Annotated in this window: 12 protein-coding genes; all 12 read left to right on the top strand. The window is 67.2% G+C overall.

What is annotated here, in order from left to right:
- Window positions 1–2,238: molybdopterin-dependent oxidoreductase (locus tag D1643_RS06425; RefSeq protein ID WP_160709806.1), on the top strand; the 2,238-nt coding region annotated here is incomplete at its 5' end.
- A 22-nt stretch (window positions 2,239–2,260) separates the two neighbouring features.
- Window positions 2,261–2,611 (top strand): 4Fe-4S dicluster domain-containing protein, encoded by a 351-nt coding sequence (locus D1643_RS06420; RefSeq protein ID WP_160709804.1) that lies wholly within the window; start codon window positions 2,261–2,263, stop codon window positions 2,609–2,611.
- 739 nt (window positions 2,612–3,350) lie between these two features.
- Window positions 3,351–3,479, top strand: a complete 129-nt coding sequence (locus D1643_RS12080) for a hypothetical protein (protein ID WP_255478061.1) — start codon at window positions 3,351–3,353, stop codon at window positions 3,477–3,479.
- Window positions 3,480–3,714: 235 nt separating this feature from the next.
- Window positions 3,715–5,061, top strand: a complete 1,347-nt coding sequence (locus tag D1643_RS06415) for an argininosuccinate synthase (protein WP_160709802.1) — start codon at window positions 3,715–3,717, stop codon at window positions 5,059–5,061.
- Between the two features lie 150 nt (window positions 5,062–5,211).
- Window positions 5,212–6,603: an argininosuccinate lyase gene (gene argH, locus D1643_RS06410; protein WP_160709800.1), complete on the top strand. Its 1,392-nt coding sequence runs from the start codon at window positions 5,212–5,214 to the stop codon at window positions 6,601–6,603.
- Between the two features lie 138 nt (window positions 6,604–6,741).
- Window positions 6,742–9,087, top strand: coding sequence for a transglycosylase domain-containing protein (locus D1643_RS06405; protein WP_160709798.1), 2,346 nt, complete (start codon window positions 6,742–6,744; stop codon window positions 9,085–9,087).
- A gap of 96 nt (window positions 9,088–9,183) precedes the next feature.
- The gene (locus tag D1643_RS06400) at window positions 9,184–9,690 is read left to right on the top strand and encodes a hypothetical protein (protein ID WP_236643428.1); all 507 of its coding nucleotides are present in this window, start codon (window positions 9,184–9,186) and stop codon (window positions 9,688–9,690) included.
- Window positions 9,691–9,763: 73 nt separating this feature from the next.
- Entirely contained in the window at window positions 9,764–12,328 is a 2,565-nt protein-coding gene (locus tag D1643_RS06395; protein WP_160709796.1) for a DUF3656 domain-containing protein, read from the top strand.
- Between the two features lie 60 nt (window positions 12,329–12,388).
- Window positions 12,389–13,606, top strand: a complete 1,218-nt coding sequence (gene tyrS / locus D1643_RS06390) for a tyrosine--tRNA ligase (protein ID WP_160709794.1) — start codon at window positions 12,389–12,391, stop codon at window positions 13,604–13,606.
- 203 nt (window positions 13,607–13,809) lie between these two features.
- Window positions 13,810–14,361, top strand: a complete 552-nt coding sequence (locus D1643_RS06385) for a hypothetical protein (RefSeq protein WP_160709792.1) — start codon at window positions 13,810–13,812, stop codon at window positions 14,359–14,361.
- Between the two features lie 18 nt (window positions 14,362–14,379).
- On the top strand, window positions 14,380–14,871 hold the full coding sequence (locus tag D1643_RS06380; protein ID WP_370520310.1) for an RNA polymerase sigma factor: 492 nt from the start codon (window positions 14,380–14,382) through the stop codon (window positions 14,869–14,871).
- Window positions 14,868–15,815 carry a hypothetical protein gene (locus D1643_RS06375; protein WP_160709788.1) on the top strand — a complete coding sequence of 316 codons (948 nt, stop codon included), beginning with the start codon at window positions 14,868–14,870 and terminating at the stop codon, window positions 15,813–15,815. Before D1643_RS06380 ends, D1643_RS06375 begins: the two co-directional genes overlap by 4 nt.
- Window positions 15,816–15,967 lie beyond the last annotated feature (152 nt).

The raw sequence follows: 15,967 nt of genomic DNA, 5'->3' as shown, positions 1-15,967 counted from the left end.
CGCGCTGGCGAGCGCGGCGAGAACAAGTGGGAGCGCATCAGCTGGGACGAGGCCTACGACATCATCGTGGAGAAGGTTAATTACATCAAGGAGAACTACGGGTCCCACACCATCCTCTTCGATCATGGCACCGGCCGTAACATCGGCTGGCAGCTTCCTCTCTTCGCGTCGACTGCGCTTGAGACGCCTAATGTTAGCAACTTCGGCTTCTCCGGCTTTGCATGTTACCTGCCCCGCATGATTGCCTCATCGGCAAAGATGGGCGAGATGAACATCATCGACGTGTCCGAGACGCATGAGCTGAGGTATGCGGATCCCACCTTCCGCCGCCCCGACGTCATCATGGTGTGGGGCAACGAGCCGCTCAAGTCCAACGCTGACGGCTTCCTGGGCCACTGGATCGTCGAGTGCATGCAGATGGGCACCAAGATCATCTCCATCGACCCGCGCCTGACCTGGCTCGGCGCCAAGGCCGAGGTGTGGCTGCAGGTGCGTCCCGGCACCGACGGCGCCCTTGGCATCGGCATGCTCAACACCATCATCAACGAGGACCTCGTCGACCACGACTTCATCGACAAGTGGTGCTACGGCTACGAGCAGCTCGTCGAGTCGGTGCAGGGCAAGGACGCCGACTGGGCGGCCGAGATCTGCGATGTGCCTGCTGAAGATATCCGCAAGGCTGCGCGCATTTACGCAACCGCCGAGTCCGCCTCCATCCAGTGGGGCCTCGCTTTCGAGCAGCAGCTTTCTGCATTGGGCGTGTCGGCGGCAGCCTTGGACCTTATGGGCGTTACCGGCAATATCGATAGGCCTGGTGGCAACCTTTTGATGAAGTGCGCCTTTGACATCGAGAAGCGCTACGGCCTGGGCGACTTCAAGATCCCGCGTGAGAACTATAAGCATAAGCTTACTACCTCGGCTGGCATCGAGGAGTCAGACATCGTGGCCTGCGCGTCCGCAGACTCGTTTATTCACGCCTCTGAGGCTGAGGAGCCCTTCAAGATCCAGATGCTCTGGATTGAGTCGGGCAACCCTATCGCCTGCTCCAGCATGGATGCGCCACGTGCCTATAACGCCATGAACAACATTCCCTTTATCGTCGTCGCCGACCCGTTCATGACCCCCACCGCCGTGGCCCACGCCGACATCGTGCTGCCCGTGGCCATGAGCTGCGAGCGCAACGCCGTGCGCACCTGGTGGACGCCGGCGCGCTCCATCTCCAAGTGCACGAGCTACTACGAGGCCAAGTCCGACGAGGATATCATCCTCGACCTGGGCAAGCGCCTCAAGCCCGAGAACTGGCCGTGGAAGGACGACAAGGAGCTCTCCACCTGGTACCTGTGCGACCAGTACGCCGAGGGCGGCACGTCTTACGAGGGCGACTTCGAGGAGCTGCAGGCCCGCGGCGGCTACAAGTACGATCCTTGGAACAGCGAGTACTACAAGTACGAGAAGGGCATGTGCCGTCCCGACGGCCAGCCGGGCTTCGACACCGCCACCGGCCGCTTCGAGTTCTGGAGCTGGGGCTACAACCACTGGGGCGTCGACCCGATGCCGTACCACATCGAGCCGAAGAACTCTCCGGTCTCCACGCCGGATCTGCTCAAGGAGTACCCGCTCATCGCCACGTCCGGCGGCCGATCCTACGAGTTCTTCCACAGCGAGCACCGTCAGCTGGAGACTATGCGCGAGTTCCATCCCTATCCGCTCGTGACCATCAATCCCCAGACCGCCGCTGCTCATGGCATCGAGGACGGCGATTGGGTGTGGATCGAGAGTCCGCATGGTCGCTGCCGCCAGAAGGCCTTCCTGTTCCCGGGCATCAAGCCTAACACCATCCATATGGAGCATGCGTGGTGGTTCCCGGAGGAGGAGGCCGCCGAGCCCAGCCTCTACGGCGTGTTTGATTCCAATATTAATAACATGACGAAGATTTTTGAGACAGGCCAGGGCGGCATCGGCTCGGACATCAAGAGCTTCCTCGCGAGAATCTATAAATACGAGGAAGGGGATCAGATGCCGGGCGAGGTGGTGACGAGAGAAGGCGGATTCGGAGACTACGTCCCTGGCGCCTGGGCAGGCGATATTGCATCCATGAAGGAGCGTGAGGGGCAAACGGACTTCATTCAAGATGAGGTTAAACGTGCTGTTCAGCAAAAGGTTGAGGATGCAAACATGCAAGGCCGGGAGGCGTTGAAGAAAGCCATGGCCGATGGCAAAGCCGAGATGCAGCAGTAGCGCAGGGAAAAGGAGACTGATAATGACAAAGGGAATCCTAGTCAATTATGACTACTGCACTGGCTGCCATTCTTGTGAGGTGGCCTGCAAGAAGGAGCTCGATCTGCCCAAGGGCGAGTTCGGCATCAAGGTGGAGGAGGTTGGCCCGTTCCAGTACGCCAACCGCCCCGGCCTCGAGGGCACGTGGGAGTGGACCTACCTGCCCGTCATCACCCAGGCCTGCGACATGTGCGCCAGCCGCACCGCCGAGGGCAAGATGCCCATGTGCGTCCAGCACTGCCAGGCGTGGTGCATGTACTACGGCGAGGCTGAGGAGCTTGTCAAGAAGATGGACGGCAAGACCCGCTGGGCATTGCTGACGGTAGCCGAATAAGTATTCGGCTGATGGCTTAGCGCTGAGTTCGCCACTGGACTGCCCCCGAAAGTCTTTGCATTTCGCCTGCAAACAGGGTGGTGGCAATCGCCTTCTTAAGGCGAGAGGCCTAGTGGAGTTTCCTCGTCCATCGGCATCGTAGCGAGTAAAACTCGGGTGCGAATAATACGTCAAGCCGCTAGGGGCTGATCCCGGAACTTCTCGGGGTCAGCCCCCTCGGTTTAGCCCGACGCCTTCTCCTGCTCCGGCGGATGGCGCATCTGTCTAGGTTTTCTTGGGGAGGGGGCTTTCAAGGCGGGCTCACTCCCTTTTTCGCAAGCTGTGCCGAATACCCGCTCGGCTGTTCCGCCGTCTATGCGGGTGCTCCTTCCGGATGCGTTCTGGGCAATCCCTCGATCCTCGGGTACAGAACTTCCCAGTTCTCGTTCCCGAAGAAATAAGCGGCAGCCAACCCGTGCGAGCGAGCTATTCCGCACGTGCGGCATTGCGCCTTGGGGGCGTCTCGCCGCTGGGGGCCTCGCGCCGCTGGGGGCCTCGCGCCAAAGAAAGCGCCCTTCTCATCAGGGGTTTCTCCCTGATTCCGGAGTCCGATGCGGACTCCTCGCGCCCTCAATGTTTCCGTTTCGCAAATTTCTCACGTGTTTTTCCGAAACCTGCGTTATCATCCCCTGCAAGCAATGAGCTGCTTCGCGGTCATCGTTTGGCCGCGCAGGAAGAACCGTCTGAAAGGAACCACGGCGTGCAGACCTCCGGTCTCATAGCAACCGACATCGCCCTCGCTGGCGATGCTGCCGTGCGCTCCGACGTTCTCTCCACGGTCACCCGACGCCGACGCGTCGAGGTGACGACCCGTCTGCGACGACGTTAGTCGTCCGCATTCTCCCAAGGGCCGCTTTTCTCCCTTCCCCACTCGCCTTCGCGTGAAGGCGGGGCCCGCAGGCGCCGCCCGGCGCCCGCCCTCGATGAAAAGCCGTGGTACGCAGCAGCATCCCGCCGAAGCTTCTGGGGCGCCCGCAAGGGCTTGCCCTGTTCGCGTCAAGCCGCCTCCGCGTTCCGCAGACCCGGGCACGAAGTCAAGCAGAACAAGCGAAAGGGCACGAATCATGACGCAGCAGAACACCACCAAGGACAAGGTCATCCTCGCTTACTCGGGCGGTCTCGACACCTCCGTGTGCATCAAGTGGCTCCAGGAGAAGTACGACCTTGACGTGATCGCCGTCGCCGGCGACCTCGGCCAGGACCACGCCGGCCTGGAGGCCATCAAGGCCAAGGCCCTCGCCTCCGGCGCCATCGAGTGTCTGGTGGTGGACATGCGCCAGACCTTCGCCGACGAGTACCTCACCTGCGCCATGGCCGCCAACGCCCTTTACGAGAACAAGTACCCCCTGGTCAGCGCCCTCTCGCGGCCGCTCATTGCCAAGCATCTGGTGGACGCGGCCCATGCGTACGGCGCCAAGTACATCGCGCACGGCTGCACCGGCAAGGGCAACGACCAGGTGCGCTTCGAGTCCTCCATCCTCATGCTCGACCCCGAGCTCGAGATCATCGCGCCGGTGCGCGACTGGGATCTGGGCTCGCGCGAGGAGGAGATGGCCTGGGCCGAGGCCCACGGCATCGACGTGCCCACCACCAAGGCGTCGCCCTACTCCATCGACGACAACCTGTGGGGCCGGGCCATCGAGTGCGGCGTGCTCGAGGATCCGTGGGCCGAGCCGCCGGCGGACATCTACACCATGACCGTCGACCCGACCGAGGCGCCCGACGCCCCCGACGCCCCCGCCTACGTGGACGTCGCCTTCGAGCACGGCGTGCCCTGCGCGCTCAACGGCCAGGCCATGGACTACCTCGACATCATCTACGCCATGAACGACATCGCCGGCTCCAACGGCTACGGTCGCCTCGACATGATCGAGAACCGGCTCGTGGGCGTGAAGAGCCGCGAGTGCTACGAGGTGCCCGGCGCCCTCGCCCTCATCCAGGCCCACAAGGCGCTCGAGGACCTCTGCCTCGAGCGCAGCGTGCTCCACTACAAGCTCGGCATCGAGCAGACGTGGGCCGAGCAGGTCTACAACGGCCTGTGGTTCTCGCCGCTCAAGGAGGCCCTCGACGCCTTCCTCGCCGACACCCAGCAGTGCGTCACCGGCACCATCAAGCTGAAGTTCTACAAGGGCAGCTGCACCGTGGTGGGCCGCAAGTCCGACTACTCGCTCTACACCTACGAGCTGGCCACCTACTCCGCCGAGGACGAGTTCGACCAGCAGGCTGCCAAGGGCTTCATCGACCTGCACGCGCTCACCTGCAAGGTGTGGGCGAAGAACCGCCTGTCCATGGGCGCGAAGATGCACCAGTTCAACGCCGTCGGCTCCACCGCCGACGAGTTCACGGCCGAAAACTCGGCGGTCGTGGAAGAGGCCGAGGCCGTCATCGCCGCCGCCCCGGTCACCGCGTAGAATCTCAGGAAGCGAAGAGGGGGTCTGGCGCAGGGCGCAGCGAGGTTAAGCCAAAGCGCCGGCGAGACCTTGGCTCGCCGGCGCGACGCGTCGAGCGAAGCCCTGCGCCAGACCCCCACCCCCCCGTCTCGTCGTTCGGAAAGGAACCCCATGGCCCTCTGGTCCGGAAGATTCGAAGAAGGCGCCGACGCCTTCACCCAGCGCTTCGGCGCGTCCCTGCCGGTGGACAAGGCGCTCTACGCCCAGGACATCGCCGGGTCGCGCGCGCACGCGGCCATGCTGGCGGCCCAGGGGGTCATCGCCCAAGAGGACGCCGCCGCCATCGACGCAGGCCTGGCCGACGTGCTCGGGCAGATCGAGGCGGGTCAGTTCGCCTTCGACGTGAACGACGAGGACATCCACATGGCCGTGGAGGGCGCGCTCACCGCCGCCATCGGCGAGCCGGGCGCGCGCCTGCACACGGGTCGCAGCCGCAACGACCAGGTGGCCACCGACACGCGCCTCTACGCCAAGAAGCGCGCCGGCGACCTCATGGCCGCCAACGTGGCCCTGCGCCAGACGCTCTTGGCCCAGGCTGAGGCCCACTTCGACGTCATCCTGCCGGGCTACACCCACCTCCAGCACGCCCAGCCGGTGCTCTTCTCGCATCACCTGCTGGCCTACACGTGGATGCTCGCCCGCGACTTCAAGCGCCTGGCCGCCGCCCGCGAGGCCGCCGACGCGTGCCCGCTCGGCGCCGCGGCGCTGGCCGGCACCACCTATCCGCTCGACCGCTCCATGACCGCCCAGGCGCTCGGCTTCGGGTCGGTCATTCCCAACTCGCTCGACGCCGTGTCCGACCGCGACTTCCTGCTCGACCTGCTCTACGCCTGCTCGGTGTCGGCCCTGCACCTCACGCGCCTCTGCGAGGAGATCATCCTCTGGTCCACGGCCGAGTTCGGCTTCGTCACGCTGTCGGACGCCTACTCCACCGGCTCCTCCATCATGCCGCAGAAGAAAAACCCTGACTTCGCCGAGCTCATTCGCGGCAAGTCCGGCCGCGTCATCGGTGATCTGATGGCCCTCATGGTGACGGTCAAGTCGCTGCCGCTTGCCTACAACAAGGACCTGCAGGAGGACAAGGAGGGCGCCATCGACGCGGCGAACACCCTCGAGGACTGCTATCGGTGCGCGGCGGGCATGATCGCCACCATGCAGGTGAACCCAGACGCCATGATGGCCCAGGCGCGCAAGGGCTACCTGGCCGCCACCGACGTGGCCGACTACCTGGCCAAGAAGGGGCTGCCGTTCCGCCGGGCCCACGAGGTGGTAGGGCACCTGGTGCTTCTGTGCGAGAAGCGCGGCTGCGACCTGGAAGACCTCACGCTCGACGACTTCAAGGCGGAATGCGACCTGTTCGAGGCCGACATCGCCGGCGCCCTCAACCTGCCGGCCATCGTGGCGGCCCGTACCACCTACGGCGGCACCGGCCACGAGGCCGTCCGCGCCCAGCTGGCCGAGGCCCGCGAGCGCCTGGCCGCCGACGAGGCGGCCATCGCCTAGCCCCGCGCCCGCTGGCCCCCGCTCGCGCACCTGCCTGCCCCACCGCGCCTCCTGTGGTTTTCTCCCCACAACTGTGAAGAAACCCCTGCTCTAACGGGCCGATGGTACAATGAGCGGCAGTTTTCGACGGAGGTGATCATGGGCTCCAGGGCTATCAAGGGCCGCAAGGGAACGCGGACCAGCAACAAGAAGACCGGCGTGCTGATGGCGCTGGCCGTCGTCGTCGCCGTGGTGGTCGCCGGTGTGGCCGGGGTCATCGGGCTGTGCACCGCGTGGATCGAGGACCTTCCCGACTATGCCAACGCGGACGCCTACAACACGGCCAAGCCCACGGTCGTCTACGCCTCCGACGGCACCACCGTCCTGGCCGAGTTCCAGCTGGAGAACCGCCAGCCGGTCACCCTCGACGAGGTGAGCGAGCTCGTGCTCAAGGGCACCGTCGCCACCGAGGACGAGCGCTTCTACACCCACAACGGCGTGGACATCCTCGGCATCGGCCGTGCGCTCGTCAACAACCTGGCCGGCGGCCAGCTCGAGGGCGCCTCCACCATCACCCAGCAGTTCGTCCGCAACACCATCCTGGCGGACGAGATGAACGACATCTCCCTCAAGCGCAAGGTGCGCGAGGCCTACATCTCCCTCAAGCTGGAGGAGCAGTACGAGAAGGACGAGATCCTCCTCATGTACCTCAACACCATCAACTACGGCGCCGGCGCCTACGGCATCCAGGCCGCCGCCCAGCGCTACTTCTCCAAGAACGCCAACGAGCTCACCCTGAACGAGGCGGCCACGCTCATCGGCATCCCGCAGTCGCCTACCTACAACGATCCCACCCGGAACATGGAGAACGCCGTCAAGCGCCGCAACACGGTGCTCGACCGCATGGTGTCCAACAACGTCGTCACCCAGGAGGAGGCTGACGCGGTCAAGGCGGAGCCCATCACCCTGAACGAGAAGGTGCCCTCGCAGTCGGGCATCCTGGCCTACCCCTACTTTACGAGCTACGTGCGCAATCAGCTGACCGACCCCAACGGCAAGTACGCCTACTCCACCGCCGAGGTGTTCAAGGGCGGGCTCACCGTCTACACCACCCTCGACGTGACCATGCAGGGCTACGCCGAGGAGGCCTGCGAGAAGAAGAAGAAGCAGGCTGGCGGCGACCCGTTCGAGGTAGCGCTCGTCGCCATCGACCCGGACAACGGCTACATCAAGGCCATGGTCAGCCAGGGAGAGTATGGCGAGGGCGAGGGCCAGACCATGGTGAACATGGCCACGGGCGAGGGCGGCTCCGGTCGTCAGGCAGGCTCGTCGTTCAAGACGTTCACGCTGGCCGCCGCCATCGAGGAGGGGATCGACCCCGAGACGAAGATCGACGCCGGCCGCCAGGAGAAGTTCCCCGGCTGGGACGTGCACAACATCGGCTACGCCGACTACGGCACCCGCTCCATCGCGAGCGCCTTCGCCGTGTCCTCCAACACCGCCTTCGCGCGCCTGTGTCTCTCGCTTGGGCCCGACAAGGTGGCCGACATGGCCCACAAGCTGGGCATCACCTCCCCGCTGGAGGAGGTGGGCTCCATCACCCTGGGCACCTCGCTCGTCACTCCGCTTGAGATGGCCGACGCCTACGCCACGCTCGCCAACGGCGGCGTCCACTACGACCCTGAGTGCATCGAGCGCGTCGTCGACCGCAACGGCAAGGTCATCGTCGACAACTCCAACCCCCAGGGCGAGCGCGTCATCGACCAGGAGGTGGCCGTGGCCACCATCGAGGTCATGAAGGGCGTCGTCACCTCCGGCACCGGCCGCGCCGCGGCGCTCTGGAGCCTCGGCCAGGAGGCCGGCGGCAAGACGGGAACGGCTGACGACTACAAGGACAACTGGTTCTGCGGCATCACCCCGCAGCTGTCCGTGGCCATCTGGCTGGGTGACCGCGCCGACATCACCAAGGCCAAGTCCATCCCCGGCGGCGTGTCGGCGGCCAGCGTGTTCTCCGACTTCCTCGGCAAGGCCCTCAAGGGCCAGCAGACCGAGAAGTTCCCCAAGGCCGACAAGAAGCCCGACTACATCAAGGACTTCAGGGACGAGGAGTACCATATCGGCGGCAACTACGGCAAGGGCGACGATGACGCCGAGAAGCAGGGCGAGGCAGCCCAGACCGGCGAGGCCCCCGACACCCCGCCGGCCACGACCACCCCGCCGGCCACCCAGCCCATCACCCCGCCGGCCACCGACCCGGGCAACACCGGCGGCAACGCGGGCGGAAACCAGGGCGGAAACCAGGGCGGTAACCAAGGCGGGAACACGGGTGGCAACCCCGGCGGCAACACCGGTGGAAACACCGGCGGCAACACCGGCGGGAATACCGGTGGCAACACCGGTGGCAATACTGGCGGCAACCAGGGCGGCAACACCGGGGGCAACACCGGAGGGAACACGGGCGGCAACCCGGGGACCATCTCCGGCAACCAGGGTCGCGCCGCCTAGGGGTCCGCAGCGCGATAGGCACCACTCCGGGTCGGCTCAAGCCGGCCCGGCGGCATAAAGACGGAAGGGCCCGCGGGTCCCGGAACAGGAGCATCGATGAACAGCTTCAAGATGACACGCATCGTCTCGTTCGCCCTGGCGGCTCTCTGCCTGGGCGCGCTGGTGGCGCTGGCTGGCTGCGCCGCCCAGAACAACCCGGCCACCGAGGCCCAGACGGCTAACCGTCAGTACATGGCCCAGGTCAACCAGACCATGGACGACCTCTCCCAGAAGCTCGAGGGCTTCGAGGACGCGGTGTCTCGCGGCGACGTGGTGACCATGCGCACCCAGGCGGACAACGCCTTCAAGGCGCTCGACGCCCTGGCTGCCATCGAGGCGCCCGAGCCGCTCAAGGAGGTTCAGCAGGACTACGTGGACGGCTGCAACGCGCTCAAGGACGCGCTCAACGGCTACATCGCCCTCTACACCGAGGTGGCGAGCGCCACTGACGAGCATCCCTTCGACTACGCCACCTACGACCAGCGCGTCAAGGACATCCAGAACACCTACGATGAGGGCATCGACAAGCTCAAGGCCGGGGACGCCCGCGCTGCCGAGCTGTAAGCCCCGTCCTCCCTCGCACCACAGGGCCCGGCCGATCGCCCGGGCCCTTGCTGTCTCTGCAGAAAGGAACCCCATGGCCCGTCCCACCGTTGAGCTCTTGGCCCCCGCCGGCACCCCCGAGGCGCTCCATGCGGCCGTCGCCGCCGGCGCTGATGCCGTCTACCTGGGCCTGGAGGCCTTCAATGCCCGTCGCAACGCGGGGAACTTCTCCCTGGAGGCCCTGCGCGAGGCCTGCGCCTATGCCCACCTGCGCGGCGTGAGCGTCTACGTGGCGCTCAACACCGTCATCCTCCCCGATGAGGTGACCGACGCCCTGGAGTGCGCACGCCAGGCCTACCGGGCCGGCGCCGACGCCTTCATCGTGCAGGACATCGGCCTGGCCGCCGAGCTCTCGCGCACCCTGCCCGAGGCGCGGCTCCACGTGTCCACCCAGATGAACACCATCAACCTGGCCGGTATCCGCGCTGCCACCCGTCTGGGCGCGCGCCGCGTCACCCTGGGCCGCGAGCTGTCGGTGGAGGAGGTGGCCGTGCTGGCTGCGGAGGCGGCCGAGCTGGGCATGGAGGTGGAGGCGTTCGCCCACGGCGCGCTGTGCGTCTGCTACTCGGGCCAGTGCTTTATGTCCTCCCTGATCGGCGGCCGTTCGGCGAACCGCGGCCTGTGCGCCCAGGCGTGCCGCCTGCCCTATGAGCTGCGCAACCGAGCGCTGCAGAAGAGCCTGCCCTCGCCGGGCGACCACCTGCTCTCGCCCCAGGACCTCTGCACGGTGGATCTGATGCCCGCGCTGGTGGAGGCCGGGGTCGCCTCTCTCAAGATCGAGGGCCGTATGAAGTCCCCCGAGTACGTGCAGGCCGTCGTCTCCGTCTATCGCAAGGCCCTGGACGCGGCCCTCGCGAGCCCCTCCGCGCAAGATGCGCCCTCCGCGCCGGCGCAGCCCGGCGTCACCGACGCCGACCGCGACCGCCTCACCGACGCCTTCTCGCGCGGCTTCACCACGGCCTACCTGGAAGGGGAGCGCGGCAACGGCATCATGAGCTATCGGCGTCCCAACAACCGCGGGCTGTTCCTCGGCCGCGTTGACGAGGTGCGCGACGCCGCCGCCTTCCTCAAGAGCGATCACGTCCTGGCCGAGGGCGACGTGCTGGAGTTCTGGACGCGCAAGGGCAACGGCACGCTCACGCTGGGACCTGTTCGCACCGACAAGCGGGGACGTTACCACCTGCCCCTCGAGGGCAAGGCGCGCACGGTGAAGGCCGGCGACCGCGTCTTTCGCGTGCGCAGCGCCGAGGCCACCTTCGCCGACGACGCTCGCGAGCCCCGCGTGCCCATCGTGGGCGTCGCCACGCTGCGCATCGGCGAGCCGCTCAGCGTCGCGTTCCGCCTCGCCACGGAGGCGGAGGTTCTCGCGGCGCTTCCCGCGAACCGTGACGACGCGGCCCGCACCTCCCTCGCCATCGCCCGCCGCCTGGCCGCCGCCTTCCCCGAGGGCGGTCTTCTCGGCGTCGCGGAGGGCCAGGAGGTCGAGGCGGCCCGCACTCGCGCCGTCTCCCTCGACGATGCGGCAGCCCACATCGACCGCCTCGGCAATACGCCCTACCAGCTGGTGAGCCTCGCCATCGACCTGGACGACAACGTGGGCATCGGGTTCTCCCAGCTCCACCACATTCGCGCCGAGGCCCTCGACCGCCTGCAGTCCCTCATCCTGGCGGGAACCGCCGACCGGCCGCTGCCCCGCGTCGTCCCCCGCGATCCCGCGCCTGCGGCTCATCCCTCGGGCTGCCGCATCGCCGTCACGGTGACCAATCCTGCCTGTGCCCGCGCGGCCAAGCGGGCTGGCGCGCACCTCATCTACGTGCCCGCGCTCAACTACCGCCGCGGTGAGGCCGTCATCGCAGGCCAGCTGAACGCCGCTGCCGAGCAGGCGGGCTATCCCAAGGGCTGCATCCCCATCATGCCCGTGGTCGACCACGAGGCCGTCGGCTCCTCCCGCGAGGCCGTCGTAGCCCACGACGTGTGGAAGTACGCCGTCGAGGACAAGCCCCTCATGGCCGAGAGCCTCGGCGCGCTCCAGCGGGCCTCTGAGGAGGGCGCGCTCATCAGCGTGGGGCCGCATGTGCCGGTCACCAACGCGCTCTCGCTGCGCACGGTCAGCGACTTCGGCGCCGAGCGCGTATGGCTCTCGCCCGAGCTCACCCTGCGCCAGATCGAGGAGCTCGCCCGCGAGGCGCCGGTGGAGATCGGCGTGCAGCTCATCGGCGCCACCGAGCTCATGGTCACCGAGCACTGCCTGCTCATGAGCCAAGGTCCCTGTGACGAGGACTGCGCCGTCTGCCCGCGCCGCAAGAGCCCCCATTACCTGCGTGACCGCAAGGGCTTCGAGTTCCCGGTCGTCACCGACTGCTTCGGGCGCAGCCACCTGTACAACTCCGTGGAGCTGGACGTGGCTCCCGCCCTGCCCGAGCTCATGGCCGCCGGCGTGTCGGCCTTCATGGTGGACGCCACCCTCATGAACGTCGAGGAGACGGCCCATGCCGTGGGCCGCGCCATCCGCGCGCTCCACGTGGCCCAGAACGACGGCAACGCCATCGCCAAGATGCCCGACACCACCTCGGGCCACCTCTTCCGCGGCGTCAGCTAGCCTGCGGCCCGTACCCTGCGCTAGAATGTCCTGCCAGCAGCCGAACCCAATCCCAAGGAGATGAGTCCGATAACTCCCGAAGAACAGCTCCACATCATCAAGTCCGGTGCCGCCCAGATCGTCCCCGAGGCGGCCCTGCTCGAGAAGCTCAAGCGCGGCGAGCCGCTCAACGTCAAGCTGGGCGTCGATCCCACGGCCCCCGACATCCACCTGGGCCACGCGGTGCCCCTGCGCAAGCTGCGCCAGTTCCAGGACCTCGGCCATCAGGTCACCCTCATCATCGGCGACGGCACCGCGCTCATCGGCGACCCGTCGGGCCGCAACTCCACGCGCCCCCAGCTCTCGCGCGCGCAGATCGACGCCAACGCCCAGACCTACGTCGACCAGGCCTTCAAGGTGCTCGACCCTGCCAAGACCACCCTGCGCTACAACTCGGAGTGGATCCTGTCGCTCGACATGGAGGGCCTCCTCAAGCTGCTGGCCAACTTCACCGTGGCCCGCATCCTCGAGCGCGACGACTTCCACAACCGCTACGCCAACTCCCAGCCCATCAGCCTGCACGAGTTCCTCTACCCGGTCATGCAGGCCTACGACTCGGTGGTCATCAAGGCCGACGTGGAACTCGGCGGCACCGACCAGCTGTTCAACCTGCTCGCCGGCCGCGAGCTCATGGAGAAGATGGGCATGGAGCCCCAGGTCTGCCTCACCCTGCCGCTTTTGGAGGGCACCGACGGCGTGAAGAAGATGTCGAAGAGCTACGGCAACTACATCGGGCTCACCGACGAGCCGGCCGACATGTTCGGCAAGGTCATGTCCATCCCCGACGAGCTCATGGTCAAGTACCACCGCCTGGCCTCCACCGTGCCGGTCGACGAGATCGACGTCATCGAGGCGGGCCTGGCTGCTGACGAGCTCCATCCCAACAAGGTGAAGCGCGCGCTCGCCCGCAACATCGTGGCCTCCTACTACGACGACGCGGCGGCCCAGGCGGCCGAGGAGCAGTTCGACCTCGTGTTCAAGAAGCACGAGGCCCCGGCTGACATCCCCGCGTTCGCCGCCGACCTCACCCCCAACGACGAGGGCCTCGTCTACGTGGCGAAGCTGCTCCATGAGGCGGGTCTGGCCCCGAGCGTCGGCGAGGCGCGCCGCCTCATCGACGGCGGCGGCGTGAAGGTCAACGGCGAGCCCCTCGCTCCCAAGGCCTACAACGTCGATCCGGCCCTCCTCGCCGGAGCCACCATCCAGGTGGGCAAGCGAAAGTTCGTCAAGCTCGTATAGCAGGAGGGCAGAAGGGGGGCGCAAGAGCGTCCCCCTTCTTTGTGCCCCGACGCGTGACTTCTTCCGTCTCTGCCCCTCATCCCTGCGTCTGCCGGGCGAAATTTTCCAAATTTCTCTGATATCCTTGCAAGGATCACGGGCCCTCGTTCGTATTAGAGGCAAGAGAGATCGCGAAGAGGAGTCCTAGAGGAGGAGTCAGTTCCATGAAGAAGTCAATGATCGCGCTCATCGCCGCCGTGGCCCTTACCGTCCTGGCGGTTCCCGCCGTGGCGTTTGCCGCGTGGGGGCCGGCTGGCGGCTCGGCCGCAGGCAGCGTGTCCGTCTCGCCCTCCGCGCCGGCCGCGGCCGCCTTGGCCGCCTGCCCCAACTTCGTCGACAAGGACGCCGACGGCATCTGCGACGGCTACGCCCACGGCTGCGCCGGCTCCTGCTCTGGCTACGTCGACGCCGACGGTGACGGCGTCTGCGACAACTACGCTGAGCGCTCCCCGGGTCAGGGCGCCCCTGCCGCGGGCGCGCCCGCCCGCGCCCATGGCTGTCTCGCCGCCTGCCTGGGCTACGTCGACGCTGACGGCGACGGCGTCTGCGACAACTACGCTTCCGGCCAGGGCGCCGGCCGCGGCGCCGCCTCCTGCCCCGGCTACGTCGATGCCGACGCTGACGGTGCCTGCGACAACTACGGCAGCGGCTGCGGTCGCGCTCGCGGCATGGGTCATCACGGCGGCCAGGGCTACGGGCACGGCTGCCGTCGCTAGGTCGTTCTTCGCGCTCCCGTGCGTCCGAGTGATGACATAGAGCAGGCCATGACGCGCCACGGCGATACCGTCTGGCGCGTCTGCCTTCTGTCGCTGCGTCACGACGCCGACGCGCAGGATGCCTTCCAGGACACGTTCATGAAGTACGCCCTGGCCGACGCCCAGGCCTTCGAGGGCGAGGAGCATCGCAAGGCCTGGCTCATTCGCGTGGCGACCAACGTCTGCCGCGACCTCCTGCGCCGCGCCGCGCGCCGCACGGCTGCCCCCTTCGACGAGACGGCCGCCTGCCTTGCCGTATCTGACGACCCCGAGACGCAGCCCGGGTCCTCCCTCCACGAGGTGATCGACGCGCTGCGCTCGCTCGACGACCCGCCGCGCACCCCGCTCTACCTCGCCATCTACGAGGGCTACACGGCGCCTGAGATAGCCAAGCTGGTCGAGGCGCCCGTCAACACGGTCTACTCGTGGATAGCCCGCGGAAAGCGGCAGCTGAAGGAGGTGCTCGCATGACCGACCTCGACGCCCGCGTCCGTCGCGCGCTCGACGCCCAGCACGTGCCCGATTCCCTCCGGCAGAAGACCCTGGCCGCCATCGAGGAGGCGCGCGCCCGCCAAGGCGCGGAGGGTGCCAGCGCGGCTCCCGGGCAGCCGCTGGCCGCTGATGTTCCCGCGACGAGTGTCGGGCCGACCGCTGCGGCAGAGGCCGCGGCTCCTTCTCCCGCCGTGCGCGCCGCCGCTCGGCGCCGTCGCCCCGCCCGCGCGATCACGGCCCTTGCGGCATGCCTCGTCCTGGCCCTTGCGGGCTTCGGCCTCCACTCCGTCTACCGCGAGCCGGTCGCCTTCGTCGGCATCGACGTGAATCCCTCCATCGAGCTGGGAATCAACCGCTTCGACCGGGTGGTGGAGGCGCGCCCCCTCAACGATGACGGCCGCATCCTGCTCGAGGACGTGGCGCTCACCGGCCTCGGATACCAGGAGGCCATCGACGCGCTCACCACGAGCGCCGCCTTCGCGCCCTATGCCGACGCCGGCTCCCTCGTGGAGGTGAGCGTCGCCTCCGCCGACACCGCCCTGGCCGACCGTCTTGCCGCCCAGACGGATGCCGCTCTTGAGGCCCTTCCCTGCGATCATGCCTGCGGAAGCGTCGGCACGGAGGTCCGCGACCAGGCTAGCGCCGCCGGCATGGGCATGGCGCGTTACCAGGCCGCCCAGGAGCTCGTGGCGCTCGATCCCTCGCTCACGCTCGACGAGTGCGCGGCCATGAGCATGCGCGAGCTGCGCGATCGCATCAGCGCCTGCGCGGGCCATGGCGAGAGCTCGTCGGGCGATGCCCCTGCCGGCGCCGGGCGTGGCCCCCACGCGGGCAGCGGGGCAGGGGAGGGGCGCGGCGCCCAAGGCCAGGGCCAAGGCGAAGGGACTGGCGGCTCCCATGGCCACGGTCGCCACGGAGCCTAGCCGTTCCTTATATAAGTAAGGCGTTCTCGGCGTCGCCTGCAGCTCTTATGCAGGAATTATGGAGGTCGATATCAACCCTTGCGCTTTCCCGCCAGAGCAGTAATATATGCAAGCTGTCTTTTTCGGGAGAGGGAGGCGGCGGCCCCCGGCGG

Origin of the sequence: Enterorhabdus sp. P55 (assembly GCF_009911695.1) — a bacterium.
Taxonomy (GTDB): Bacteria; Actinomycetota; Coriobacteriia; order Coriobacteriales; family Eggerthellaceae; genus Enterorhabdus.
This window is presented reverse-complemented; position numbering and strand designations above follow the sequence as displayed.